Genomic DNA, 23,323 nt, shown 5'->3' with positions numbered 1-23,323 from the left:
GGATGATCGACTCCACGGTCACGGCCTCGTCAGGTCGAACTGGCCGTAGCGGGCTCGGACGTTCTCCCAGCGGAACTGCGCCAGCTCGTGCTCGCGCCCGTAGAGCTGGTCCTCGATGAACGGGTAGACGTTGTAGTCCCAGATGCGGCGCAGGGTGGCCTCGTCGCCGTCGAGACCGGGGCGCATGAAGTAGCTGTGGCCGATCTGCAGGTGCGGGCCGCGCAGCGCCCGACGCAGGTCCTCGTTGACGCGGTCGACGAGCTCGGCCACCCACACGGGCCCGTCGTGGACCTCGAGCCACCGGCGCAGCAGGCCTTCCATCGGCCCGTCGTGCGGCATGAACGGGACGAAGTCGAAGCGCCGGCGCAGGGCCGCGTCGACGAGCGCGATGGAGCGGTCGGCGGTGTTCATCGTGCCGATGAAGTAGAGGTTGGGCGGAAGCTCGAAGCCCTCGTCGGGCCGGTAGCTCGTCTTGACCGAGTGCGAGCGGTACTCGAGCAGGAAGAGCAGCTCACCGAAGACGCGTGGGAGGTTCGCACGGTTGATCTCGTCGATGATCATGATGTGCGGTGTCAGCGGATCCGCCTCGGCCGCCTCCGCGAGGAGGGCGAGCGGGCCCTTGCGCAGCTCGTAGACCATCTGGCCCTGGTGGTCGATCTGCGGCCGGAAGCCCTCGAAGAAGTCCTCGTAGCTGCTGCTCGGGTGGAACTGGACGATGTCGCGCTTGGCCGGGTCGGGCTGCAGCGCCTGCGCGAACCGCTGGGCGAGGTAGGTCTTGCCGGTGCCGGGAGGGCCGTAGAAGATGACCTGCTTCTTCTCCTCGAGCAGGCCCTGGATCTCGCGGAGGAAGTCCTCCTCGATGAGCAGCTCCGCGGCGGCCTCGCCGAGCGCGTCGTGGTCGGGCATGAGCGCCTTGTCGGAGCGGCGCATGAGCCAGTACGCGAGCTGCGCCTGGCCCCACGGGTCGTCCGGCAGCAGCGGGTCGAGCGTCTGCTTGAGCAGGGCGTTGGTCTCGACGTGCGTGCGGCCGCGGGACTTGCCCTCGGTCCAGCGCGCCGGCCCGCCGAGGCGGCCGAGCATCGCGATCTTGCCGGAGTCCCCGCCCAGGGCGAAGAGCGGCAGCCAGTGCTCGGGGTGCGCGATGGCGAAGAGCTTGAGCACGACGCTCTCGCCGAAGCCCTGGACCGGGACGTCGTCGGAGCCGAGCACGCGGTTGATCCGCTCCTCGTCGCGCCCCTCGCCCCAGAGCAGGTCGCGCACCATGACGCGCAGCTCGTCGATGCCGGCGGCGTCGAGGGCGTTGATGCTGCTGATGAGGACGGACTGCGCGCCGATGTCGCCGTAACCGCGCGTCGACACGATCCGCTTGAAGGTGGGCAGGTCGAAGGCCTCGAGGCCCTCCCGCGACAGGCAGGCGACGAAGACGCGGCGCTGCTCCTGGTGCCAGGCGTCGCGCTCGCTGGGGTAGGGCCGCTCGGCCTTGAAGATCTCGACCTCGCTGTCGAGGTCGACCATGGAGGCGAGCTCGAGGCTGGGGTCGTCGAGGGGCCCGCGCTGGCTGGAGGTCATGAAGCGCAGCAGCGGCGTCAGGGCCCGCGCGGTCGCGATGACGTCGTCGGCGAAGTCGGCGCGTCCGACGGCCTCGTCGCCCTTCCACCAGCGGCCGACGAAGGCCTCGCCGCCGGGGTACTCGCGCCCGGCGGGCTCGAGCCGGTCGGTGCGGCCGTCCTCGTGCACGCGCAGGAAGCTGAGGCCGCGCGGGAGGTGCTCCTGGACGATGGTGCCGACCTCGCGGTGCTGCTGGTCGCTCTCGCCCTCCCAGCCGCCGTGCAGTCCGAACGCGACGCCCGACGGGGTGACCCACAGGCGGAAGCCGGGAGCGCCGGCGCCGCCGACGAGGATCCACGCGGCGTACAGGTCGGAGCGGTAGGCGGCGTCCTCACCCGTGTGCTGCTGGAGGGCGAGCGTCGGGGCCTCGAGGTAGAGGCCCGTCTCGGTGGAGAGGCGGTCGATGAGGCTGTCGCTGATGTGGTCGGCCTCGCCGCGCAGCTGGCGTGCGAGATCGGCCGCGCGGTCCTCTCGCCGGCCGTCGCCGTAGCCGGTCGACGGGCGGAAGTCCGCCGCGATCTCGGCCGCCTCGACGCACACGTCCAGCACCTTGGGCGCGATCCCGACGAACGCCTCGGTCTCCTTGAGGTACCAGAGGATGCGGGCGGCATACTTCGGGTCCTCGGGGCGCAGGGCCGCGCAGAGGTCGGCGAAGGCGACGTAGCGCTCCGCGTGGCTCAGGCCGCGCTCGAGCCAGCCGAGCCGCTGGAGCATGTGCGGGGCGTTCTCCCACATGAGCGGCCACTCGCCGCCGTCGTCGGTGGACCAGAAGAGCGAGAGCACGTATGCCGTGTGGCCGGGTCCGGGGGCGCGCTGGCCGCGCGAGCCACCGCGGGCGAGGAAGGCCTCCATGGCCTGGAGCTTGTCGCCGGCGTCCTGCGGGGAGGCCGGGGTCTGGAGGGTGAGCTTGAGCAGGCCGACGACCTCGGCGTACTCCTCCTCGGAGCGGCGCATGAGCGAGGCGAGCCACGGGCCGCCGATGGGGCCGAAGCCGACGTAGGGACCGTCCTTGCGGGTCCACTGGTTCATCGCCTCCTTGAAGGCGACGAGGTCGCTGGAGGCCACGAGGTCGGCGAGGATCTCGCGCAGCTCGCCGTTGCGGGCGGCCCGCTCGGAGTCGAGCTCGGCGAAGAGGGCCTGGGCGTCCTTGTCCGCCTCGGCGGCCCGCTCGATGAGGGCGTACTTGGCGCGCCAACGCTTGACGTCGACGGTGTCAGTGCGAGACATGGGGCTCCCTTGCACGCCCACTTCTAGGGCGCATAGCTACTGCGCGCGTGGAGGTGCGCACAGGACCGCGAAAAGGTTACCTGCCGGTCGCCCATGCTCCGAACTCGTGGGTGTGTCGCCGGTGAGACCCCAGTAATCGCAGCGTCGAACGGCCCCTGACGGCAGCGAATCGCCACCATTGTCACCCGAGCATCCCGGCTCGGTGCACCCGGGGTGCCTGTGGATGACGGACGGGGCTCGGCGTGCGGGTGCGGCACGATCGTCGTAGGTTGCCGTCGTGGAACAAAGGGTGCACAACGCACCTCAGACGACGCAACCGCACGATGATCGACGATCGACAGGGGATGCCGATGACCGCCGCCGCACGCCCGCACCGGCACCGCACGCTCCTTGCGTATGCCGTCGCCCCCGTCGCGCTCGCGGCGCTGGGTGCGTGCACGGGCAGCGACCCCGGTCCTGCGGTGACGACTCCCCCGTCGACCTCGGCCGTCACGAGCTCCTCTGCTCCCACGACCACCACAACCTCGGCCACCCCGAGCCCCACCGCAACGGTCGACCCCATCATCGCCAAGATCCCCGCCGCCGCCCGACCCGAGACCATCGAGGGCGCGGCCGCCTACACGAAGTTCTACTTCACTCAGCTAAATAGGGCATTCAAGACCAGTGACCCGTCAGTCTTGAATGACCTCTCCAGTGACGCTTGCAAGATGTGCGCGGCTCTGAGCAACGGTGTGGCCGATCTCAAGAAGGCAGGCCACCACTATGGCGGCGACCTCACGAAGCTCAATTACGCATCCACCACTGAGTTCTCCTCGAGGACGCGCCAGGTCCTAGTCGACCTCAACCAGAGGGCCGTGCCGGTTCTCGACGAGTCCGGCCGCACAGTCGACACCACCCGCTCAGCAAAGTTGGCCTTCGTCGCAACTGTCGACTTCGATAAGCGCTGGATCATCACGCGCCTCCAGAAAGCCTCGTCATGAAGTCTCGAGCGCCGTGGAGCGCATGCTTCGCTGGCGCTGTCCTCGCCTTCACGTCGTCTCTCTCGGCTAGCGCCGCTGATGGGAGCTGCGACCAACTAGATGTCTGTGAGGTCGATGACACGGCAGTCGTAACCGGTCTGCTGTCAAGAGAACAGGTGCTGGCGCTTGAGAAGTTCCCAGGAGACAAGGGCGGCTCCATTGTTGACAGGCCCAGTACCGCCCCTGTTTACGAGTACGTCTCGCTCAATGACTGCCCGCAGGCAAAGCCGGACTCTCTAACCGAGCAAGTCTCGTGCGCTCACGCGCTGCGCGACTGCCCTGAAGGCGAGCTCGGTCCCCTACTTCGGATCTGGCGCCGCACCATGACGGCCGGCGAGGTGACCGAGCCCTGGCGCACGCGTGGCCTCACCTGCGCGTCCGACGTCGCACCCGGGGCGCGGCCGACGTTGACGATGGCTGACCTCAAGGCGGCGTTCATGAGGACGCCTTGGTCGAAGCCGCAGATCTCCAGCCAGCCGGCCGGCAACACGACACTCGTCAACCTCCGCACCTTCTACAAGGTCAACTGGACGTCGCACGGCTTCCAGCCCGGCGAGGTCGACCGGTCGGTCCTGCGGGGCATCCCGGTCCAGATTCGTCCGAAGCTGGTCGGGTTCACCTACGTGTTCGGCGACGGCTCGAGCACGGGCCCCACCACCTCGACCGGAGGTGTCTACCCGGACGGCGACGTCACGCACGTCTACCGCGCCAAGGGCGAGTACCCCGTTCGCGTCGACACCACCTTCGGGGCCGACTTCAGCCTCGACGGGTCGACGTGGGACGAGATCCCTTCAACCGTGACCGTGCCCGGCCCCTCCACCACGGTGACGGTGCGTGAGGCGAAGGGTGTGCTCGTCAACCACTGACGTCGCGCCGAGCCGTCATGACCTGGTGGTGTGTGCAGCGAGCGTTGCCGGGGCACCGTCCAGTGCACACGGGGTCCTGTGACGAGCGCGAGCCGGGTCAGGGCTTCTCCTCCGGGGGGACGGAGTCATCCGGCTCGTCAAAGGTGAGCTCGCCCTGCGTCGGCAGTGCTCCCGGTCCAGCGACCCCGGCCACGTCGCCGCTCGGGGTGGCGTCGGCGACGGGGACGATGTTGGTCGCCCGCGCCACCGACACGTCCGCGTCGAGGTCGTCCTCCTGGCTCGGCTCGACATCAGGCACCTCGTCCGCCCACGAACCTGCGTCATCCTCCTCGACTTCCTCCTCGAGGGCCGCAACAGCCTCGGGCTCACCCACGCCTGCCAGGTCACCGTTCGGGGTCGCGTCGACGACCGGTGCGACGGCAGAGGCCGCGCCATCGTTCGGGGTCGCGTCGACGACCGGTGCAACGGCAGAGGCCGCGCCATCGTTCGGGGTCGCGTCGACGACCGGTGCAACGGCAGCGGCCGCGCCATCGTTCGGAGTCGCTTCTGCGACGGGCGCGTCGTCGGCGTCGTCCTCCGAGGCCCTCGACAGCAGCGCGTCCTCGTCCTCGGCATTGCGATCCCACGACTCCGCCGCGCTCCGAGACTCCGAGAGCGGCGTGTGAGGCCCTCCGAATCCAGCCGCGTCGACGTCGACCTCGTCGTGCGACCTCTGCGACGTTCCGGCGGGCTCGGTGGCCAGGACTCCCGCGCCGGCCGCGGCGGCGAGGTCGGCCCCTCCGGCGACGCCCGCGGCTCCTGCCACGGGCTCGCTCGGGGAGACCACCGGGGTGGGCTCGGGCGCCGACAGCTCTGCGGCGGCGCCAGCACCCTCCTGCACCGTGCGGCTCGCGTGCTTGACGGTGAGGAACCACGTGATCGCAGCGCCGAGGACGAACGCCAGCATCAGGAGCAGCCACTTCATCGCGCGCCCTCCCAACCGCCCGAGCCGCCGAGATCCGCGAACGCCTCGTCCGCGGACCGCGCCGGCACGAGCCGACCGGCCACCGCGATGGCGACGAGCGAGCCCACGACGAACCCGACGATGCTCCACAGGAAACCGCTCCAGAAGCCGCTGTCGGTGCGACCGAGGAAGCCGAGCAGCACGGTCACGACGACGAGGGCCGTCCACCACGCGCCACCGACCCCGGTCCGGTACGAACGGGTCACGGTCTTCCCACTGCTGTGGGCCTGCTGGGACATCGGTCCTCCACGGGTTGCGTCGCGCGGTCGCGACGACGCTACCCCGCCCACCCCCGAGGACGCAGGGAACGCCACAGCGTCAATACCCACTCCGCGGTTCCCCGACGGTCCGTCTCAGGCCGCGGCGCAGCCACCCTCCGCCGTCAGCGCCGCAACGGCGTCCGGGGCCGCGATCGCAACAGCGTGCAGGGTGAACCCAGTCGTGCGGCAGGCGTCTTCGAACGCCGCCCGCAGGTCACGATCACGAGGGGTGGGCGCCGCCCGGCCGGGCCGCGCGATCACCATGACGACGTCGTGCACGTCATGCCGCGCCATCTCGGAGAGGAGCAGCCCGACGCCCTCGAGGACCTGGCCGACATCGACGCGCCGCGGCTCGTCGGGCAGGCAGATCGGCTGGAGCAGCCGCCCGTTGTCGTGCATGAACAGCAGGTAGGTCGCTCCGTCGCACCTCGTCTGCTCGGTGACGATGAGGTCGACCACCCCCTCGAAGACGTCGGGGTCGGTGATCGGTCGCTGGGCCCAGTCTCGCGGAAGCTCGTCGAAGCGCATGCCAAGAGCATGGCCGCCACCGGTGACAGTCGACCGGCGTTGTCCACACGCCCCGACGACGCCTCACCGCGAGAGGTAGCGTTCTGGCACCAGGGCCGATGCCACGATCTCCTCGCCAGCGGGCGGCGCGAGGTCGACCGCCGCGGAAGGACGTCCATGCCGCACACGTCTGGCCGACCGGCCAGCCTCACCGCCACCGAGCTCGTCGCTGCGTACGCCTCGGGCGACCTCTCTCCCGTCGACGTGCTGCACGACGTCGCCGACGTCATCGAGACCCGGGAGCCTCTGCTCAACGCCTTCTGGCGGCTCGACCTCGAGGGTGCCGAGGTTGCCGCCCGCGACAGTGAGGCCCGTTGGCGCAGGAGTGAACCCGCGGGGCCGATCGACGGCGTGCCGGTGACGATCAAGGAGAACCTCGGTCGCGCCGGCGTCCCGATGCCCTTCGGCAACGCCGGCGTCGAGCCCGTCGTCCCGACCCGGAGCAGCCCGGTCGTCGAGCGGATCGAGGAGTCCGGCGGCGTCGTGCTCGGCTCCACGGTGATGCCCGACTGGGGCATGCTCAGCTCGGGCGTCTCGAGCCTGCACGGCATCACCCGTTCGCCGTGGGACCCCTCCCTGACGACGGGGGGCTCGAGCTCGGGCGCCGGTGCCGCCGCCGCTGGCGGCTACGGGCCGCTGCACGTCGGCACCGACATCGGCGGCTCGATCCGTCTGCCGGGCACCTGGCTCGGCCTGACGACCCTCAAGCCGAGCGCCGGACGCGTCCCCCTCGACGCCCCGTACCTCGGCCGAGTGGCCGGCCCCCTCGTGCGGTCGGCCGCAGACGCGGCGCTGTTGTTGTCGGTGATCAGCCGCCCCGACCCGCGGGACTGGACGAGCCTCCCGCCCGCCGACCTCGCCGCCGTGCTGCCCCAAGACCCCCTCGACGTCTCCCGTCTGCGCATCGGTCTGCTGCTCGATGCCGGGTGCGGGCTGCCGGTCGACCCCGTCGTGGCGCACGCGGTCGAGGCTGCCGCCGCGCTCTTCGCCGGCTCCGGGGCGGAGGTGGTGCCCCTGGCCCCGTTCATGGCGCCGAGGATGCTGCGGGATCTCGACGAGTTCTGGCGGATGCGTTCGCTCACCGACTTCGACGCCCTGACACCGGAGGCCCGCGAGCGGGTGCTCCCGTTCATCCGGCGGTGGGTGCTCGCCGTACGCGACGTCGACGGGCCGTCCGTCATGCGCGACTACGCGAGCATCATGTCCCTCCAGCAGGCCACGATCGCCGCCACCGAGCCTTTCGACCTCGTGCTCTCCCCCGTCGCACCGATGACGGCGTTTCCGGCAGCGTGGCCGATGCCGTGGGGCGACGACGACGAAGGCATGGCGCACATCGGCTTCACCGTGCCCTACAACATGTCCGGTCAGCCCGCGGCATCGGTGAACTGCGGTTTCACCGCGGACGGGCGCACCATCGGCCTGCAGGTCTCCGGGCGACGCTTCGACGACCTCGGGGTGCTCCGCGCCGTCGACTGGTACGAGCGCCACCGGGACGGCTCGGCAGCGCCGCGATGGCCCATCCCCGAGAAAGAACGAGGAGCGACTGCCACCCCCGCACCTCGACACGAGCAGGGTCGTCCATGAGGCCCGCCCGAGGGGCGATCGGGCTCGCACGGCAGAATGCGTGACCCCGGTGTGTCGTCGACGTCTAGGAGTTCAGCCCCCGTGAGCGTGCAGGTGAAGGTGCCGTCCATCGAACGTCGCATCGCAGACGAGCTCGGTGTCCGCGACGGACAGGTGGCCGCGGCCGTGGGCCTGCTCGACGGCGGCTCGACGGTGCCCTTCGTCGCGCGCTACCGCAAGGAGGTCACGGGCGGCCTCGACGACGCCCAGCTGCGCACGCTCGAGGAGCGTCTCGGCTACCTCCGCGAGCTCGAGGAGCGACGCGCTGCCGTGCTCGCCTCCGTCGCGGAGCAGGGCAAGCTCGACGACACCCTGCGCGCGCAGATCCTCGCCGCGGAGACCAAGGCGCGCCTCGAGGACATCTACCTCCCGTTCAAGCCGAAGCGCCGCACCAAGGCGCAGATCGCCCGCGAGGCAGGACTCGAGCCCCTCGCCGAGCTGCTGCTCGGCGACCCCGGCACCGACCCCGCCACCGCTGCAACGCGTTTCGTCGACGCCGACCGTGAGGTCGCCGACGCCGCCGCCGCTCTCGACGGCGCCCGCGCGATCCTCGTCGAGCGCTTCGCCGAGGACGCAGACCTCATCGGTGACCTGCGCGAGCGCGTCTGGAAGCAGGGACACGTCGGTTCGCGTGTCCGCTCCGGCAAAGAGGAGGAGGGCGCGAAGTTCTCCGACTACTTCGACTTCGCCGAGCCCCTCGCCAAGCTGCCCTCGCACCGCATCCTCGCCCTCTTCCGCGGCGAGAAGGAGGACGTCCTCTCGCTCGAGATCAACCCCGAGGACCCGGCGGCCGAGCAGCCGCCCGGCCCGACGGCATACGAACGCGCCATCGCTCGGCGCTTCGGCATCGAGAACACCGGGCGACCCGCCGACCAGTGGCTCGCCGACACCGTCCGTTGGGCTTGGCGCACGAAGATCCTCGTCCACCTCGGCATCGACGCCCGGATGCAGCTGCGCCGAGCGGCCGAGGAGGAGGCCGTACGCGTCTTCGCGGCCAACCTGCGCGACCTGCTGCTCGCTGCCCCCGCCGGTGCGCGGGCCACGATGGGTCTCGACCCGGGCCTTCGCACCGGCGTCAAGGTCGCCGTCGTCGACGGGACCGGCCGCGTCGTCGCGACCGAGGTGATCTATCCGCACGTCCCGCAGCACCAGTGGGACCGCTCGCTCGCGACCCTCGCACGGCTTGCGAAGGAACACTCGGTCGACCTCATCGCCATCGGCAACGGCACCGCGTCGCGCGAGACCGATCGCCTCGCCGCGGACCTCATCAAGGCGCACCCCGAGCTGAAGCTGACGTCGGCCGTCGTCTCCGAGGCCGGCGCCTCGGTCTACTCCGCGTCGGCCTTCGCGTCGCAGGAGCTGCCCGGCATGGACGTGTCGCTGCGCGGCGCCGTGTCGATCGCGCGGCGCCTGCAGGACCCCCTCGCCGAGCTCGTCAAGATCGACCCGAAGTCGATCGGCGTCGGTCAGTACCAGCACGACATCAGCCAGACGGCCCTCTCGCGCTCGCTCGACGCGGTCGTCGAGGACTGCGTCAACGCCGTCGGCGTCGACGTCAACACGGCGTCGGCTCCCCTGCTCACCCGCGTCTCGGGCATCACCCCCGGACTCGCCGAGAGCATCGTCGCGCACCGCGACGCGACCGGACCGTTCCGCACGCGCAGGGCCCTCAAGGACGTGCCGCGCCTCGGGCCGAAGGCGTTCGAGCAGGCGGCCGGCTTCCTCCGGATCCCGGGCGGCGACGACCCGCTGGACGCGTCGGCCGTGCACCCCGAGGCCTACCCCGTCGTCCGGCGCATGCTCGAGTCGACCGGGCAGAAGCTGACCTCGCTCATCGGCAACACCGTTGCGCTGCAGTCGATCCGGCCCGCCGACTACGTCGACGACAGCTTCGGCCTGCCGACCGTCACCGACATCATCAGCGAGCTCGACAAGCCCGGGCGCGACCCGCGACCGACCTTCAAGACGGCGACCTTCAAGGACGGCGTCGAGGAGATCAAGCACCTCAAGCCGGGGATGACGCTCGAGGGCGTCGTGACGAACGTCGCGGCGTTCGGTGCGTTCATCGACATCGGCGTCCACCAGGACGGCCTGGCCCACGTCTCGGCGCTCTCCAAGAGCTTCGTGCGCGACCCGCACGACGTCGTGAAGTCCGGCGACGTCGTCATGGTCAAGGTCCTCGAGGTCGACGTGCCCCGCAAGCGGATCTCGCTGACCCTGCGCCTCGACGACGAGGTGACCCCCGGCGCCCCGAAGGAGCGAACGGGTCAGGGGCAGGGAGGCCAGCAGCGCGGTGGTCAGGGCCGCGGCGGCCAGGGCCGTGGTCAGAGCCAGACGGGCCAGGGCAACCGCCCCCGCAAAGAGGCTCCTGCCGACGGCGCCATGGCCGACGCCCTGCGGCGCGCCGGTTTCACCGGCTGACCGCGCGGCGACGGCGCCTCAGGCGTCGGGACCCGCGCGGTGGAAGACGGCCTCGACGTTGTTGCCGTCGGGGTCGCGCACGAAGGCGCCGTAGTAGCCGGGGTGGTACTCCGGCCACAGGCGCGGCTCGTGCAGCGACTCGGCACCGAGCGCGAGTGCCGTGGCGTGGAAGGCCCGCACCGCGTCGACGCCGTCGGCCTGGAACGCGCAGTGCATCTCGCGGTTGGGCTCGGTCCCCTGCCATCGGCTGATCCAGAAGTCCGGGTGACCCTCGGTGCCGTAGCCGATGGCCACGCCGACGTCCATCTGACGGGTGTAGCCGAGGACGCCGAGCACCGCGTCGTAGAAGCGGGCGCTGGCCTCGAGGTCGGAGCAGTTGACGCCGAAGTGGTCGATCATGCTCCCGAGGCTAGGCCCGATGCGGACCGAAGAGGGGGCCTTCACCCATTGTCTTCCGGGCCAGTCTTTGGTCGACTGTCTGTGGTGGGTCCGGCCCCATCAGGGGGCCGGTCCGTACGACCCGGAGGTGCCCATGAGCAGTTCAACGCAGTCGATCCCCGAGAACGCGGAGGATGCCGAGCTCGAAGGATCTCCCGCGGGCGTGCACTCGAGCCTGACCGTCGGCGCGCCCGTCGACCGGGTGTGGCAGCACCTCATCAGCGCCCGCGGCACCGAGGCGCTCCTCGGCCCCGGCGTCACGCTCGGCAACAAGGGCGAGTCGTGGCACAGCTCCGACGGTCCCCATGGCGTCGTGCGCAGCTACCACCCGATGGAACAGGTACGCGTGTCGTGGCACCCCCATGCGGACGGCCCGCTCAGCATCGTCGACCTGCAGCTCAAACCGGACGGTGACGGCACGCGCGTCGACCTCTACCACGAGGGTCAGGGCATCGCCGAGGACGGCGCCGGCGACAAGTCCCGCTGGGACGACGCCCTCGGCCGTTTCGCGCAGGCTCTCGACGCCTGAGCCCGGCGCCCGGGCCGAGAGGTCAGGCGCCGACGACGCCGTCGCCGACGCTCGACGCCGTCGCTCAGCGGACGACCATGACGGGGCAGGCCGCGTCGTGGATGGCGCGGTGGCTGACCGACCCGAGCAGCATGCCCGTGAACCCGCCGTGCCCCCGTGAGCCGACGACGATCATCCCTGCCGTCGAGCCCAGGTCGGCGAGGGACTGGCCCGGGTCACCGTAGAGCACCTCCGTCGTGACGATGACCTTCGGGTGCAGCGCCCGCACGCGCTCGGCCGCGCGCAGCACGGACTGCTCGGCGTAGTCGCGGATCGCGTGTGTCTCCTCCGTCCCGCCCTTGGCGGTCTCGACGTACGTCCAGGCCTCCATCGACGGCGAGTGCGCGACGCGCACGATGTGCAGCACGGCCCCCTCGCGCTCGGCGACCTCGACGGCCGCGTCGACGGCCCGCATCGCGGCGTCCGAGTCGTCGATGCCGACGACGACGTCGTGCCCGCGCCCGGGACGGGGCGGCATCGGCACGTCGTCGGGGGTCTTGCCCTCCGGTCCGCGCACGACGACGACGGGGCAGTGCGCGTGCGCGGCGACGGCATACGACGTCGAGCCGAGCAGCCCGGCCAGGATGCGCCCGCGCCCGCGACTGCCGACGACGACCAGGGCGGCGTCCTTCGACATCTCGACGAGCTGGGCGGCGGGGCTGCCGAGCCAGTACTGCGTCGTCACCTGGGAGGCGTCGAGCGTGGCGCCGGCGCGGACCGCACCCTCGTCGACGATCGCCTTGGCGGCGTGCTCGAGCGAGGGCTCGATCTCGGAGAGGTCCATCGCCGGGAAGGCGGGGGTGGCGGCCAGGTTGACGTTGTGCACCAGGGTCAGGTGCTTGCCCTGCTGCCGAGCCGTCTCCGCGGCCCACTCGAGCGCGAGCTGTGATGATGCCGAACCGTCGTAGGCGACGACGATCCCGTTCGTGGTCCGCACCTGGCCGTTCATGGTGCTCCCCTTCTCTCGTTCACATGGCCGGGCCTCTGCTCCGTCCACCTCCATCGTCCCGCCGGGCCCGGACGCCGCAGGTCCTTTGTGACCACTCAGACAGGGCAGGCGTCCCCGATGGCGTATGCCGCCGAGCCGGGTCGAGCGACCCGGCCCGGCGGACTGCGTGGTGGGTCAGCCGACGGCCTTGAGCGCGTCCACCTCCCCAGAGCCGAACCAGCCGTTCTGGCCGCGGCCGCCTTGGCACCGCTGTGCGGCACCGTCGTCGACGCCCGGGAAGAAGGCGTACGGCGAGACGTCCGCGGGGCACGCGATCGGGTTCGTCGCACGCTGCAGATCGGCTGCGAGCGCACCACCGGTGTCGCCGGTGACACTGGCGATGAGCGCCGCCACGCCCGCGGCGTGCGGGGAGGCCATCGACGTGCCCTGCTGGTAGCAGTACGTCGCGCCACTCGCATCGACGAGGCGGCGTGCCGGCAGGCACGTCACCGTGAGGAGCGCCGCGGGCCAGGTCGAGAGCACCCGGCCGTTGGGAGCGGCGGGCGTCAGCTGCAGGATGGAGTCGCCGCCCGGCGCCGCGACGTCGACCGCCGAGATGCCGTAGGACGAGTAGAACGACTTCATCTGCTGGTTGCCCGTGGCGCTGACGCCCACGACGCCCGGCACCTCGGTCGGGACGACGGCACACGCGTTGCTGATCGTCCGCAGCACCGGGTTCGTGTCGTCGGGACTCGTCGCGTCCAGGGTCGGGTGCGACAGGTCGTCGGCCTGGTTGCCCGCGGCCGCGACGACGAGCACACCCTTGTTCTGTGCGTACTTGATGGCGCGACGCTCGGCGGTCCAGATGGCCCGCTGCTCGGCGTCGTTGCGGCAGTTGAAGAGCCACGGGTCGGCGAAGTAGCTGTTGTTCGTCACGTCGACGCCGTGGTCGGCCGCCCACATGAACGAGCAGACGACGGCCTCGGGGAAGAAGAAGCCGGCGGCGTTGCCGGCCTTGATGCCGGCGATCTTCACGTTCGGTGCCACCCCGACGATGCCGATGCCGTTCGCGGCGGCGGCGATCGTGCCGGCCGTGTGCGTGCCGTGACCGTTGTCGTCGGCAGCCGCCGCCGCGCCGGGCTCTGCCACTCCGCTGACGCAGTTGGCGCTCGCGCCGGAGTCGACGTTCGCCGCGAGGTCCGGGTGCGTGTAGTCGAGGCCGGTGTCGATGTCTCCCACGAGGATCGAGGGGTCACCGGTGCTGATGGCGTGTGCCTCACCGACCTTGATCTGGGTCATGTCCCACTGCAGCCCCGACAGCGAGTCGTTGAGGCCCGGGAGTGCTGCCCCGTTCGCGGTGGTCTGGGTCGTGGTCGCGGCTGCGGTGTCGGCCGAGACCGCTCCGCCGTCGACGGCGGTGGCGAACCTCGTCGTGGCGACGGCGCCCTCGACACCCGTGACCCGACGCATCTTCGCGGCGAAGTCGGGGCTGGCCGACCGCGCGACGACGACGCTGATGGGGGCGTAGGTCGCGACGACCTGACCGCCCGCTGCGGCGACGGCGCTGCCCGCGCCGCTCGTGGAGGTCTTCTCCTTGTAGACGACCAGATAGGTCGAGCTCGCGCCGGTCGTGGAGGCGTCGGCCGACGCCACCCCGGTCGCGAGTGCGGCGGCCGCGACGACCGCGACCGCCCCGAGTACTGCAGTCCCCCGAGATCCACCCCTTCGTGACACGGACATGGTGCTCTCCTCCGCGGTGGCGGCGTGTGCGTCCCACCGCTCCGGGCCGACTCCTGTGGCGGCCCAGTTGTCCACGCTAGGGCTGTCGGGTCGTCGGCACCGGCCTTCTCAGGAGCCTGAGAGTCTGCTCGACGATCGCTGGGAACGATTCGGGCGTTTGCGGTCTCCGCGAGCGAATTCTCCCGTGCGAGTGGAGGACTCGAGTCGAGGACTCCTCAGGTCGAGTCCCGCGCGGCGGCCGTGGCGCGGTCGTTGGCGCGCTGGATCGCCTCTACGAGCTCGGCCTTGCTCATGGTGGAGCGCCCCGACACCTGGAGGCGCTTGGCGATGTCGTAGAGGTGCTGCTTCGAGGCGTTGGCGTCGACCCCGCCGGCCGAGTCCCCGTCGTCGCGGTGGGCCCTGGCCTCGGCACCGCGGCGTTCGGCCTGGCGGTCGCTCGGTCCCTTCTCGGCCTTCTCCTCCCAGTGGTCGCCGACCTTCTCGAAGGAGTGCTTGAGCGAGGCGAACGCCGTGCGGTGGGCTCGCTCGCCCTCGCCGTACTGCTCGACCGCGGCGTCATGCGTCGCGAGCCACGTCTCCTGCGCCTTCTTCGACGACCGCTCGAGGGTCGAGGGCAGGTCCGTGCTTCCGCGCGTTGGCTTCCTGGCCGGCATGTCGTTCCTCCTGCGCTGTCGAGGGAGGGCGACTGTGCCCCCGTCATCTGACGTACCCAGCGGGACGGCGTGGGACCACCCGACGGCATACGCACTCGGGAGGGCACCGGGGCAAACCGTCACGAAGCACGTTCGTCGTGCCGGGCCACGGGGTACGGACTCCGGCGGTGAGGACGCGGCGCCGCGCGCCCTGACCCGACGGTTCACAGCGATTCGGATCGAAGGAGATGGGGATGAGCGAGGCTGTCGCACAACGCACGGACGGTGCCATCAGGAGTCTGGTGCCCGCCCGCATGGACCGGCTCCCGTGGACGAAGTTCCACTGGTCGGTCGTTCTCGGGCTCGGGGTGTCGTGGATCCTCGACGGACTCGAGATCCAGATCGTGTCCGAGTCGGGCTTCCAGAAGACGCTCGGCATGTCCGCCACGCAGGTGGGGCTGACGGGCACGGTCTACCTCGTCGGCCAGGTGGTCGGAGCGCTGACGTTCGGTCGCCTCACTGACCGGCTCGGGCGCCGCAAGCTGTTCATCATCACCCTGGTCATCTACCTGATCGGATCGGGCCTGGCCGGCCTCTCACCGAACATGTGGTTCCTGTGGGTCTGCCGGTTCGTCGCCGGCATGGGCATCGGTGGTGAGTACACCGCGATCAACTCGGCCATCGACGAGCTGATCCCCGCGCGCTTCCGCGGTCGCGTCGACATCGCGATCAACGGGACGTACTGGTTCGGCGCGTTCTTCGGGGCGCTCGCGAACCTCTACCTGCTCAACCCCGACAACGTCGCCGAGAACGTCGGCTGGCGCCTGGCGTTCTTCATCGGCCCGATCCTCGGCCTGTCGATCATCTGGCTGCGCCGGCACATCCCGGAGAGCCCGCGCTGGCTGCTCACCCACGGTCGCGCGGAGGAGGCCGAGCGCACGGTCGACGAGATCGAGGAGCGGGTGCGTCGCGAGGGCGGCGAGATCCCGGAGGTCGACGACAGCAAGGCGATTCTCGTCAAGGCCGAGGACCGCATGGGGCCGAAGGTGCTGTGGGACGTCTTCGTCCGGCGGTACGGGCGGCGCACAGTTCTCGGCCTGACGATGATGGTCACGCAGAGCTTCCTCTACAACGCGATCTTCTTCACCTATGCCCTGGTCCTGACGAACTTCTACGGCATCAGCAAGGCCCAGACGTCGCTCTACTTCCTGCCGTTCGCGGCCGGCAACCTCCTCGGGCCGCTGCTGCTCGGTCATCTCTTCGACACCATCGGGCGTCGCAAGATGATCTTCAGCACCTACACGATCGCGGGGCTCGTCCTGCTCGTGTCGGCCTGGGCCTTCCATGCCGAGATCCTCACCGCGACGACGCACACGATCTTCTGGTGCGTGTCGTTCTTCTTCGCGTCGGCCGGAGCGTCCGCGGCCTACCTCACCGTGAGCGAGATCTTCCCGCTCGAGGTGCGCGGCCAGGCGATCAGCTACTTCTTCGTCGTCGCCCAGTGCGCCGGCGCCGTCGCGCCCGTGCTCTACGGCGCCCTCATCGGCGAGGGCAAGGACCGCGGCCCGCTCACGTGGGGCTACGTCGCCGGTGCGGTGATCATGATCATCGGCGGAGCCGTGGCCTTGGCGATCGGGATCGACGCGGAGCAGAAGTCCCTCGAGGACGTCGCCGACCCGCTGAGCAAGGTCTCGGAGGAGTCGGGGGCCGCGGCATGAACGTCGCGGACCTGGGGCGCCAGCCCACGATCGTCGTCGGCGTGAGCCCGACGAGCGGCTCCCCCGGTGCCCTTCGTTGGGCCGTCGAGCAGGCCGCGGCGCGCGGTGGACGCGTCGTGGCCGTCCGGGCCTGGCGCCCGCACGCACCCGAGACGGCGACCGGCGGCCGCGTGCCGTCGGTCGTCTCCGACGACAGCGCCCTCTCTGCGGAGCAGTCACGCCTGGCCGAGGACGTCGCGCACGTCCTCGGCCGCGACCACCTCGTCGAGACGCGCGTCGTGGCGGGCAAGCGTCGCGCCGTCCTCGTCGAGGAGAGCCGCGGCGCAGACCTCGTCGTCATCGACGCCGGTCACTCGACCGAGGTCGGCGCGCGCTGGCTCGGCAGCCGTCTCGTGCGCGCAGCGCACTGCCCTGTCGTCGTCGTGCCACCCGCGCTCGGCGACCGCGGGTCGAGCACGCTCGGGGCGGCCGCCAGCAGCTTCGGCCGCTCGGTCGAACGCGCCGCCGGCACCGCCGGGCGCCCCGGCTTCCAGCGCCCGCCCTCGGGCTGACGCCTTCGTCGCCTCTCACGAGGCCGTATGCCGTGTGGCCCGGTCCCGGGACCCGAATTCTCTGCGAGTTGCACCGATTCGGGCCCGGGACCCACCACGCCGTGCCTAGAGTCACCGGCGACAGGGGCGCAGGGGGCTCGGATGGCAGCAGGTGGGTCGGCGCAGTCGCGCGCCGATGAGCTCAGGAATCAGGCCGCGCAGGCGCGCCCACGCGGACGCTCTCGAGGCGCAGGCCGGAGCCTGGTCAGCCGGTGCCGACGGCGAGCGTCGAGTGGCTGCCGCACTGGACGTCCTGCCGCCCGGGTGGCACGTCCACCACGACCGTCTCCTGCGTCCGGGACGCACCCGGACGAACCTCGACCACATCGTCATCGGACCGTCGGGCCTCTACCTCGTCGACACGAAGAACTGGGCCGGTGGCACCAGCGTCCACGACGGGAACCTGTGGCAACACACGAGCAGCAGCTCACCCAAGGGACGCGAGCTCGACGCCGTGGCGCGCTTCGCCGGTGAGATGGAGAAGACGCTCGGCCTTCCCGTCGTCCCCGTCATCGCCCTGGCGGGTGGGCACTCCACGTCCTTTCAGAGACAGCGCGTGCGAGGGGTCGAGATCATCCCCTTCGACGGCCTCGCTGCCTGGCTCCTCGCCCAACCCCAGGCCCCCGGGACCGAGGGCACGGACCTGCTGTCCCGCAGAGTCGCCCACACCTATCCGTCGGCATCGACGGAACCTGCGGGCACAGACCCGGACGTGCTGACGGTCGCCGACGTCCTCGGGGCCGAACGATCGACGGCTCGTCGAACGCCGTCACCGGTCATGGTCCGCGACACCTCCCGACCGCGACAGCGCGGACGTGCTCGACGTCGGCCGCGCCGCCGCGGATCGGTGGTCTCCGCGCTCGTCGGCCTGATTGCCCTGTGGGCGTTCAGCCACGTGGGTCCGCACCTCTTCAGCAACCTCGGAGCTCAACTCGGGTCCGTCGTCTCCCCTGCTGCCACGGGGTCCTACCCGCCGGACGGACCCAGTTCCGCCAAGGCCTGTCAGTCCTTGGGCCGGATCACAGTCCAGAAGGTGACGGGGGCACAGTCGGCGCTGGTGGTTCCGACGCCCGACGAGGACACCTGTTCGTGGTGGCTGGCAAAGCCGCGATACGCCTTTCAGAGCCCAGACGTGATGGTCAGGACAGGGGGCTCAGTCGACCGCCGATTCGCGGCCAACGGAACCACCGGGGCGCGGGTCGACATGACCCCGGGCGAGGTCTCCGCCTGGATTCCCGTGAACACGAGGCTCGACGGATGGCGGGCCGGCACACGCGCGCGGCAGCCGTTCATGATCTCTCTCCGTTTCACCTACCCCCAAGGGGCGAGCGATGCCAAGGCCCGGGCTGTCGAAGCTGCGGCCGAGAAGAAGGTGACGCGGTTGGCCGAAGAGCTCGCGAAGGCTCTACCCGCTCGGCCGAGCCCCTGACCGGCATTGGCGGATGACGCATCCCATCAGGGCACGAGCATGACCGGGCAGGTCGCGTCGCGGATGAGCCGGTAGGAAGCCTGCCCGGACAGCACGGCAGTGGCCCCACCTCGGAGTGGCGCACCGACGACGAGCAGTCCGGAATGCCGCGTGGCCTCCGCCAGTGCCGTGACGGGGTCGCCGGTGAGGATCTCGACGGTGACCACGAGCGCCGGGTGCCGTGAGGTCAGGGAGGCGACGGCATACGGAATCCTCTGTCTCGCAGCGTCACTGACGCCTCCACGTGTGACGGTGACGAGCCGCAGCGACGCACTGCAGGCGACAGCGATGCGGGTCGCGGCGGACACGATCCGCTCCACGCGCGCAGCGTGCTCCTCCCCGTCCCCGCCGGCGATGGCGCAGACGACCTCGCCGCCCGGACCCGGGACCCGCGCGTCACCGCTCGCGTCGGACGAGAAGCGGACGAGGTCGTGCAGGACGACGACGGGGCAGTACGCATGGGCGACGACCGCGTAGGAGACGGAGCCGATGAGCGCGGTGCGGGCACGTCCCCGGCCGCGGGTCCCCAGCACGACGAGCTCGGCGGACATCGAGGCATCGACCAGCGCGGGGGCCGGCCCACCGACGGCATGGACCGCACGCACCCGCCCTCGGGCAAGCGCTGGGCCGGGCCAGGTCGACGGACCGCCGACGATCGTCTGGGCCACCATCTCCAGCGAGGGGCTCAGCGGGCGCAACGCGTAGCCGCGCCGGCTCGGCACCAGGTCGAGCTCGACGGCATGGACGATCTTCAGGCTGTCGTCGAGAGCGCGGGAGACCGCCGCGGCCCAGACCAGGGCACACTGCGAGGCCGGGGACCCGTCGTAGCCCACGACGATCTGGCCGCAGGCCGGTCCGACATCCTGGATGCGAGTTCCCTTGACCACCAGTGACGTCGAGTCATCGGCCGCGTCAGCGGATCACCATGACGGGGCACGGCGCGTCGTGGACGACCCGGTGGCTGACCGAGCCGAGCAGCATTCCGGTGAAGCCCCCGTGACCTCGAGACCCCATGACGATGAGGCCGGCCCTCACGTCCACGGCGTAGGCGGCGACTGCTGCACCGGCTCCGCCACCGAGGACGGTGGTCTGCACGTCGAGCCCTGGGTGAGCGCGTCGTGCGTCCTCCGCGACGTCGCGCAGCAGCTGGCCGACGTGGAGGTGCATCTGGTCGATCATCTCCTCGCGACCCAGGATCGTGTCGGTCTCCGGCCAGGCCTCGAGGCCACCCACGTTGTCGACGGCGACGATGTGCAGCGACGCCTCCGCGGCCGTGGCGATCTGCACGGCGGTCTCGAGCGCCTTCTGGGACTTCTTGGAGTCGTCGAAGGCGACGACGACAGGGTGCGACGGACCCGCGTGGATCACGGAGGACCCACGGACCACGACCGCGGGGCAGTGGGCGTGGGCCGTGACGGCATACGCCGTCGAGCCCAGCAGGCCACCGGAGACTGCCCCGTGACCGCGTGACCCGGTGACGACGAGGTCGGCCCGGGTTGAGATGCCGACGAGCTCGGCGGCGGCGCCGCCGATGACGCTCAGCGGGTGGACGTCCTTGCGGTCCAGTGTCTTCGTGGCGATGTCGATGGCCTCCGCCAGGACGCCTCGCGACATCTCGTCGTACGCGTGCGCCTGGACCCCGGGGTCGTAGGCGCGGAAGGTCGGCGTCATCGTCAGCCCGACGCAGTGCAGCAGCGTCAGCTGGCGGTCGTCTCGCTTCGCGGTCTCGACGGCCCAGTCGAGGGCGAGGCGTGCTCCCGGTGACCCGTCGTAGCCCACGACGATGCCGGGGTCCATCGTCTCGTCGGTCGACTCGTGGGTCGACTCGTTCGTCGAGCTGACTGCGGCGCTCATCGCTCTCCCCTTCCACGGCGGTCGGGGCCGCATGCTCCGGCCACTCCCATCGTCCCGCGTCGGGCGTGCGTCGGCAGGGAGTTGTGACTGCTCAGACAGGTCGGCGGCGGGCGGGCTCTCCCGCCGCCGACCGGGTGTCAGGTGCCGATGAGCACACTCACCGAGGTGTTGTCGGTGCAGTCGGGGATCTCGCGGATGGCCCACCGGCCGCGGAGCCCGTTGCCGTCGAAGTTGGACTCGGCGTCCCGCTCCTCCACCTCACCCTCGGACGCCGACCACCCACGGGTCGAGTAGGCGGTCTGCATGTCGGCGAGCGTCTGCTTGAACGGCTTGGGCGACACCGCGGTGACGACCGTGCGACCGGCGCTGCGGGCCTCGACGCCCGTCACGACGTACCCATCCGGCACGGCCGCGCTCGCGGGGAACGACGCCGGCAGCGTCACCGGCTTGGCGTCCTTCGCGCAGACGAGGGCCGCGCTGTTCGAGCTCGGTTGCGCCGCCATGGCCGACTCCAGCTCGTCGTTCTCGCAGCCGGCGAGGACGAGCGCCGTGACGAGCGCCCCGGCGGCGAAGGCGACGCGAGGTCCCGACCGCTCGTTGAGCCGTCTCATCTCGTCACCTGGAGCCGGCGCTCGTTGTCGGCCTCGTCGGACTCCCGGATGCGTCCGTCCGGGTCGACGACGACGGCGACGACGTGCGTGCCCTTGCCGAGACGGACGCCGGGGAACCTGACGGCCGCCGAGCGGCCGGGCTGGACGTCGACCGGCGACGAGGTGGCGACGTTGACCCCGTCGACGCGGAGTCGCGTCGTGACGCCCCGGGCGGCGGCCTTGCCCGGGTTGGCGACGGTCGTCGACGCGGCATAGAGGCCGCCGGCCTTCGTGACGGACAAGGAGGTCGGGGTGATGTTCGGCAGGGCGTCGTAGGCGGCATACAACGTGTTGCCCGCCTGCTGGCGCGCGATGGTCGCATAGGCATCGAAGTTCTGGGCGCCGCCCGGCTGCGCGCAGGCACCGGTGCACCCGTCGGCATAGCCGACCTCGACCCGGCCGGTCCGGTCGACCGTGACGTCCATGAAGTCGAGGAGGTTGCGGTCGTTGCCACACGTGGTGCCACCCGTGCAGATGGAGCCACGCTGGACGGGGTCGCCGGGCGTCGTGTCGACGGTGACCCAGCTCTTGCCGCCGTCGTACGTCGTCGCGACGTAGAGGTGCCAGTCGCCCTTGAAGGTCGTGGCGTCCTGGTAGTTCCCGGCGGTGGTCGTGCCGATGAAGGCGAAGGAGGCGCGGTCGTCGTCACCGGCCACGACGGCGGGGAAGACGGTGTTGTGGACCCCGAGGCCCGCGCCGACGTTCTGGTCGTCGGTCCACGTCTTGCCCTTGTCGCGGCTCACGGCGATTCGGGGGGTCCCGTCCGCGGCCTGGTAGCCCATGTAGACCGTGCCCTTGGAGCCGATGCCGACGCTGGGGTCCGAGTCGCCGGCGGTGCTGGCGGGGTCCTTGCGGACCGACCACGTCGTGCCGCCGTCCTCGGAGACCGCGACCGCCTGGTTGCCGCCGCACGACTTGTTGGGGACATAGACCGTGCCGTCGTCCGGGGCCACCTTGACGTGACCGTGCAGGCCACCGCAGTCGAGGAGCGAGTACATCGGGATGGCGGGTCCGAAGGTGACGCCGCCGTCATGGCTCGAGGCGCAGTTGGCGTCCGCGATGTCCTGGCTGCAGTAGTAGACGGCGTTCGGGTAGCTCGACGTCGGCAGCGCACCGACGCCGTTCGGCGAGTAGGGACCTCCACCCACGGTCTGGTGGTCGACACCCGAGTTGAGGCCCCCGCCCTGGCTGGGCGACCACGTGGCGCCCTCGTCGTCGGAGTAGCACATGAGCGAGGTCTTGCCGGCGAGCTGGCTCTCGAAGACGCGTCCGGTCGCCCGGTCGGTGAAGCCGATCGGGTCGAGCGACGTCGATCCGCCCGTGGCGCAGCCGTTGGCCGGCTTCGCGGAGACGTCCGACCACGTCACCGCGGACGGCGTGACGCTGTCGTCCCACGTCGCCCGGTACGTGTCGTAGAGGGCCTGGTAGAACGTCGAACCGGTCGTGTGGCTGCTGCCGATCGACGGCTCGCCCGCGTCGTGCGCGCGCCCGAACGACTGGGGTGCGCCGTACTGGCTGTAGGTCGGCGGCGTGGCCGTGCTCGGCGCGGGGTTGGCCGGGACGTCGGTCAGGGTCGCCGTGCCCGTGACGGACTCACCGAGCGGGGCATACGGCACGACCCTCACCGTGTAGTCGCCGCTGGTCGGTGCCACGACGATGGTCTCGGGGTCCGCGCTCGAGGCGGACGACGCCACGACCGAGCCGTTCCGGTCGAGCAGGTAGATGTCGAAGTCGGCAGCAGCATTGGCCCAGCCCACCCTGACCGTCAGCTGGTGGGTCTCCCCGTAGCCGCTCGGGGTCGACACGTGCAGCGCGAAGTCGTCGCAGAGCCCGGGCCCGCACGTCACGTCGCCCGTCGTCCCGGTGACGTTGGGGGCGACGAAGGGGCCGGCGGTCCACCGGACGCTGGTGCTCGTGTCGGTGACGGCTCCCCCGGTCGGTGTGGCGGCCAGCGCGGGGGCGGCCACCCCCAGGGCGGCGACGAGGCCCGCGGCAGCGATGAGCGGGACGGCTCTGCCCCGGGCGCCGGCGCCGGCGCGGAAGCGGGAGCGGGCCCGCGAGGGAAAGGTCGGCAGCATGGGTGCAGCTCCTTGATCCGAAGTGGATGACACCCCCGAGGTGTCCGGTCCGAGGACCGTCGAGA

Annotated in this window: 20 protein-coding genes; 8 read left to right on the top strand and 12 right to left on the bottom strand. The window is 71.0% G+C overall.

The annotated features are described in order from the left end of the window. Positions 1-18: 18 nt before the first annotated feature. Positions 19-2,835 (bottom strand): McrB family protein, encoded by a 2,817-nt coding sequence (locus ASE25_RS23305; RefSeq protein ID WP_056776151.1) that lies wholly within the window; start codon positions 2,833-2,835, stop codon positions 19-21. 323 nt (positions 2,836-3,158) lie between these two features. Here ASE25_RS23305 and ASE25_RS20835 point away from each other — a divergent pair, with 323 nt between their 5' ends. Both ASE25_RS20835 and ASE25_RS20830 read left to right on the top strand, forming a co-directional pair. Beyond that, positions 3,159-3,815, top strand: coding sequence for a DUF6318 family protein (locus ASE25_RS20835; RefSeq protein WP_056776149.1), 657 nt, complete (start codon positions 3,159-3,161; stop codon positions 3,813-3,815). 476 nt (positions 3,816-4,291) lie between these two features. Next, the gene (locus tag ASE25_RS20830) at positions 4,292-4,720 is read left to right on the top strand and encodes a hypothetical protein (RefSeq protein ID WP_156415561.1); all 429 of its coding nucleotides are present in this window, start codon (positions 4,292-4,294) and stop codon (positions 4,718-4,720) included. 97 nt (positions 4,721-4,817) lie between these two features. Here ASE25_RS20830 and ASE25_RS20825 read toward each other — a convergent pair whose 3' ends face one another. From ASE25_RS20825 to ASE25_RS20815, 3 genes are all read right to left on the bottom strand, one after another. After that, the gene (locus ASE25_RS20825) at positions 4,818-5,684 is read right to left on the bottom strand and encodes a hypothetical protein (protein WP_056827264.1); all 867 of its coding nucleotides are present in this window, start codon (positions 5,682-5,684) and stop codon (positions 4,818-4,820) included. Further along, positions 5,681-5,962 carry a hypothetical protein gene (locus tag ASE25_RS23300; protein ID WP_056776142.1) on the bottom strand — a complete coding sequence of 94 codons (282 nt, stop codon included), beginning with the start codon at positions 5,960-5,962 and terminating at the stop codon, positions 5,681-5,683. The genes ASE25_RS20825 and ASE25_RS23300 overlap by 4 nt, the downstream gene beginning before the upstream one ends. A 114-nt stretch (positions 5,963-6,076) precedes the next feature. After that, positions 6,077-6,511, bottom strand: coding sequence for a hypothetical protein (locus tag ASE25_RS20815; protein ID WP_056776140.1), 435 nt, complete (start codon positions 6,509-6,511; stop codon positions 6,077-6,079). 156 nt (positions 6,512-6,667) lie between these two features. Here ASE25_RS20815 and ASE25_RS20810 point away from each other — a divergent pair, with 156 nt between their 5' ends. Both ASE25_RS20810 and ASE25_RS20805 read left to right on the top strand, forming a co-directional pair. Then, positions 6,668-8,134: an amidase gene (locus tag ASE25_RS20810; RefSeq protein WP_056827263.1), complete on the top strand. Its 1,467-nt coding sequence runs from the start codon at positions 6,668-6,670 to the stop codon at positions 8,132-8,134. Positions 8,135-8,170: 36 nt separating this feature from the next. After that, positions 8,171-10,594, top strand: coding sequence for a Tex family protein (locus tag ASE25_RS20805; protein ID WP_369793522.1), 2,424 nt, complete (start codon positions 8,171-8,173; stop codon positions 10,592-10,594). 18 nt (positions 10,595-10,612) lie between these two features. Here the strand turns inward: ASE25_RS20805 and ASE25_RS20800 are convergent, their stop codons facing one another. Beyond that, a complete protein-coding gene (locus ASE25_RS20800; protein WP_056776130.1) occupies positions 10,613-10,993 on the bottom strand; it encodes a VOC family protein in 381 nt (126 codons plus the stop codon). 133 nt (positions 10,994-11,126) lie between these two features. Between ASE25_RS20800 and ASE25_RS20795 the strand changes: the two genes are divergently transcribed. Next, positions 11,127-11,561, top strand: a complete 435-nt coding sequence (locus tag ASE25_RS20795) for an SRPBCC domain-containing protein (protein ID WP_235508783.1) — start codon at positions 11,127-11,129, stop codon at positions 11,559-11,561. Between the two features lie 64 nt (positions 11,562-11,625). On the opposite strand, the gene ASE25_RS20790 is transcribed toward ASE25_RS20795, so the two are convergent. The 3 genes from ASE25_RS20790 to ASE25_RS20780 form a co-directional block, all read right to left on the bottom strand. After that, complete coding sequence (locus tag ASE25_RS20790) at positions 11,626-12,549, bottom strand: universal stress protein (protein ID WP_056827261.1); 924 nt, start codon at positions 12,547-12,549, stop codon at positions 11,626-11,628. Between the two features lie 174 nt (positions 12,550-12,723). Continuing rightward, positions 12,724-14,268, bottom strand: coding sequence for a S8 family serine peptidase (locus ASE25_RS20785; RefSeq protein WP_082623033.1), 1,545 nt, complete (start codon positions 14,266-14,268; stop codon positions 12,724-12,726). Between the two features lie 215 nt (positions 14,269-14,483). Then, positions 14,484-14,921 (bottom strand): ChaB family protein, encoded by a 438-nt coding sequence (locus ASE25_RS20780; RefSeq protein ID WP_056827259.1) that lies wholly within the window; start codon positions 14,919-14,921, stop codon positions 14,484-14,486. Between the two features lie 233 nt (positions 14,922-15,154). Between ASE25_RS20780 and ASE25_RS20775 the strand changes: the two genes are divergently transcribed. The 3 genes from ASE25_RS20775 to ASE25_RS20765 all read left to right on the top strand — a co-directional run bounded on the left by ASE25_RS20775 (position 15,155) and on the right by ASE25_RS20765 (position 18,637). Continuing rightward, positions 15,155-16,618, top strand: coding sequence for an MFS transporter (locus tag ASE25_RS20775; protein WP_056776119.1), 1,464 nt, complete (start codon positions 15,155-15,157; stop codon positions 16,616-16,618). Further along, positions 16,615-17,169, top strand: coding sequence for a universal stress protein (locus tag ASE25_RS20770; protein ID WP_056827258.1), 555 nt, complete (start codon positions 16,615-16,617; stop codon positions 17,167-17,169). Before ASE25_RS20775 ends, ASE25_RS20770 begins: the two co-directional genes overlap by 4 nt. Before the next feature lie 175 nt (positions 17,170-17,344). Beyond that, positions 17,345-18,637, top strand: coding sequence for a nuclease-related domain-containing protein (locus tag ASE25_RS20765; RefSeq protein WP_082623023.1), 1,293 nt, complete (start codon positions 17,345-17,347; stop codon positions 18,635-18,637). A 26-nt stretch (positions 18,638-18,663) separates the two neighbouring features. On the opposite strand, the gene ASE25_RS20760 is transcribed toward ASE25_RS20765, so the two are convergent. From ASE25_RS20760 to ASE25_RS20745, 4 genes are all read right to left on the bottom strand, one after another. Then, entirely contained in the window at positions 18,664-19,563 is a 900-nt protein-coding gene (locus ASE25_RS20760; protein WP_056827256.1) for a universal stress protein, read from the bottom strand. 25 nt (positions 19,564-19,588) lie between these two features. Next, a complete protein-coding gene (locus tag ASE25_RS20755) occupies positions 19,589-20,530 on the bottom strand; it encodes a universal stress protein (protein WP_056776110.1) in 942 nt (313 codons plus the stop codon). 137 nt (positions 20,531-20,667) lie between these two features. Continuing rightward, the gene (locus ASE25_RS20750) at positions 20,668-21,141 is read right to left on the bottom strand and encodes a hypothetical protein (protein WP_056827255.1); all 474 of its coding nucleotides are present in this window, start codon (positions 21,139-21,141) and stop codon (positions 20,668-20,670) included. Further along, positions 21,138-23,258: a CARDB domain-containing protein gene (locus tag ASE25_RS20745; RefSeq protein ID WP_056827254.1), complete on the bottom strand. Its 2,121-nt coding sequence runs from the start codon at positions 23,256-23,258 to the stop codon at positions 21,138-21,140. Before ASE25_RS20745 ends, ASE25_RS20750 begins: the two co-directional genes overlap by 4 nt. Positions 23,259-23,323: the final 65 nt, after the last annotated feature.

Source organism: Terrabacter sp. Root85 (genome assembly GCF_001429185.1).
GTDB lineage: Bacteria > Actinomycetota > Actinomycetes > Actinomycetales > Dermatophilaceae > Terrabacter.
The sequence above is the reverse complement of the archived record's forward strand: the minus strand, read 5'-3'. Positions and strand labels throughout refer to the sequence as shown.